A 2,481-nucleotide genomic window follows, 5' to 3' on the forward strand; every position below is an offset into this window, starting at 1 on the left:
AAACCATACGAGCACTCGTGAAAATCATGCTCATAGAGCGGCTCCAGCAGGGCCACCACGGCACGTTGCAGGACCTTGTCTTCGAAGGTAGGAATGCCAATCGGCCGTGTGGAGCGCCCGTCTCCCTTGGGAATATTGACGCGCCGCACCGGCGGCGCCCGGTAGCGACCGCTCTTGGCCGCTTCCAGCAGACGCTGGACGTTAGCCTCGAAGTCGCGCGCGAAGTCGTCCGCCGTCTGGCCGTCGATCCCGACGGCGCCGTCACGGCGCGTCATCAGGTAGGCCGTCCTCAGCCACTGGGCGTCGATATGATGCGCCAGTGACGTGAAGGCACGCTGCGGGAAGCGCTCTGCCAGCGCTGCTATCCGCACTTGTTTCGTGGACATGACCTCAGGTTCCTGTGCACCTGTCATGTTGCCCTCGTGCAGTTCTGATGATTGGCCGCCCCTTCCCTCCAGCGGGTCCCGTCGAGTAGGTTCCCCGCCTTCTTCGGTACTATGAGCGACTCCGACTCCCGCCCTTCCATCCGGCTGGCTCCTTATGGTCGCCTGGCCGTACCCCCTGAGTGCCTGTTGTTTGCTTCCGGTACCGTCAGGCACGACAGCACCGGACCGGGAGCTTTCGCCGCAGGCAGCCCCATGCCTGTACCTTTGTCGTTCAGAGGAGAAGGACGGGCCTCCCAGGTTCCTGGGAAACCCCTGTATGGACATGCCCTGCTCTTCGACCCCGGCGGCCCTTCCCTGCCAAGCCATACGGCAGGGTCGTGTTGCCTTCCAGCATTTGAAAACTGTCGGCGACTGCCACTACCACAATTTCGGGGCTCTATCACACGGCCTATCCACTCGCTGTGTACGCTTCGCAGCGGCGGTTACCCGACACCACGCAACACTCGCTGCCGGCTGGTGGCTAGCCTTGGCCGGGTGGGACTTTCACCCACTGGGTTTCACGACATCCTTTCCACCTTCTCGGTTTCCCGGATGTCCAGGCTTTGCCTGGCGCACTCAAATCTGGTGGATGGCAGTCAGGCGGCAGTCCTGTCTGATTGATCGGTTACCTGCTCCCCATCCTGAAACCGGACGTTGTTCACGACCAGCTCCAGCTTGCTGAACCCCTTGATGCGCTTCCAGCGTTTCTCGGCGCTCTGGAGCAGCTTGAAGACCATCGCCAGGGTCGTCGCCCGGGATCCGCAGTTCCGGCTGCGCTTGCTCCGTAGACGGACCGTGGCGAAGGTCGACTCGATCGGGTTGGTGGTGCGGATATGCACCCAGTGCTCTGCTGGATAGTCGTAGAACGCCAGCAGCTCGTCCCGATCCTTGGCCAGGCACGCCATCGCCTTGGGGTACTTGGCCTCGAAGCGTTTCAACGTGCGATCGAAGGCCTTGTGCGCATCAAAGCGGGTCTCGGCCATCCAGATGTCATGGAGGTCGGCCTTGACCTTGGGCTGCACTGATTTCGGCAGCTTGTTCAGCACGTTAGCGGTCTTGTGGACCCAGCAGCGCTGATGGTCGGTTTCCGGGTAGATCTTGCTCAGCGCCAACCAGAACCCCATGGCACCGTCGCCCACCGCCAGCTTGGGGGCTTGAGTCAGACCGCGCTCTCGCAGCCCCGTCAGCAGCGTTTCCCAGCTGTCTGCCGACTCACGGAAGCCGTCCTCGACGGCCACCAGCTCCTTGCGGCCCTGCTCCGTGACGCCGATGATCACCAGCAGACACAGGCGGTCATCCATGCGCACGTTGCTGTACACGCCGTCGGCCCACCAGTAGACGTAGCGACGGTCTGACAGGTCACGCTGCCGCCACTCGGTATGCTCGTCTTCCCACTGTTTCTTGAGCCGAGACACCGTGTTGGCCGAGAGCCCCTTGGCCTGGTCGCCCAGCAGCGCCGCCAGCGCCTCCTGGTAGTCGCCAGTGGAAATCCCCTTCAGGTAGAGCCAGGGGATCAGTTCCTCGATGCTGCGGGCCCGCTTCAGGTAGGGCGGCAGCAGGCTGCTGTTGAAGCGAGCACCACCGCCGCTGCGGTCACGCACCTTGGGCACCTGCACGCTGACATCCCCAATCCCGGTCTGGACCGTGCGCTCGGGCAGGTAGCCGTTGCGGACCACGGCCTGACGTCCATCGTCGAGCCGCTGATCGGCATACTGCGCCAGGAAGGTGGCCAGCTCGGCCTCGACGGCCTTGGCGATCAGGTCACGGGCACCTCGTCGCAGCAGCTCGTGCAGCGGGTCAGTGACCTGGGGTTCTGGTTGTGAAAGAGCCCGGAGGGTAGAATCGGTCATGGCGTATCCACTCGTGTTGGTTGAGATCTTGGTCGTGATCAATCAACAGGATACGCCACCCTTCCTACCTCCTCCCATACACCAGACTTGAGCTTAACTCCCTGGTTGATCGAAGGGCGAGGCCTGTAGCCTCCATGATCGTTCAGCCATAAAAAAGGAGTGCTTCTCGGCACTCCTTTTTGACATGGGTCGCGAAGGCTCATCCT

General features: G+C 62.4%; 1 protein-coding gene and 1 pseudogene. Both read right to left on the reverse strand.

The annotated features are described in order from the left end of the window. Positions 1-413: pseudogene (locus INF29_RS13960) on the reverse strand (group II intron reverse transcriptase/maturase); the annotation flags it as partial. A 608-nt stretch (positions 414-1,021) separates the two neighbouring features. Next, complete coding sequence (locus INF29_RS13965; protein ID WP_154487590.1) at positions 1,022-2,275, reverse strand: IS256 family transposase; 1,254 nt, start codon at positions 2,273-2,275, stop codon at positions 1,022-1,024. Positions 2,276-2,481: the final 206 nt, after the last annotated feature.

This window comes from Anaerotignum lactatifermentans (genome assembly GCF_014982935.1).
Classification (GTDB): Bacteria; Bacillota; Clostridia; order Lachnospirales; family Anaerotignaceae; genus Anaerotignum; species Anaerotignum lactatifermentans.

What these genes read in the sequence shown, in the direction of transcription:
- INF29_RS13965 (WP_154487590.1), bottom strand. Translation starts at nt 2,275, where the DNA reads ATGACCGATTCTACCCTCCGGGCTCTTTCACAACCAGAACCCCAGGTC.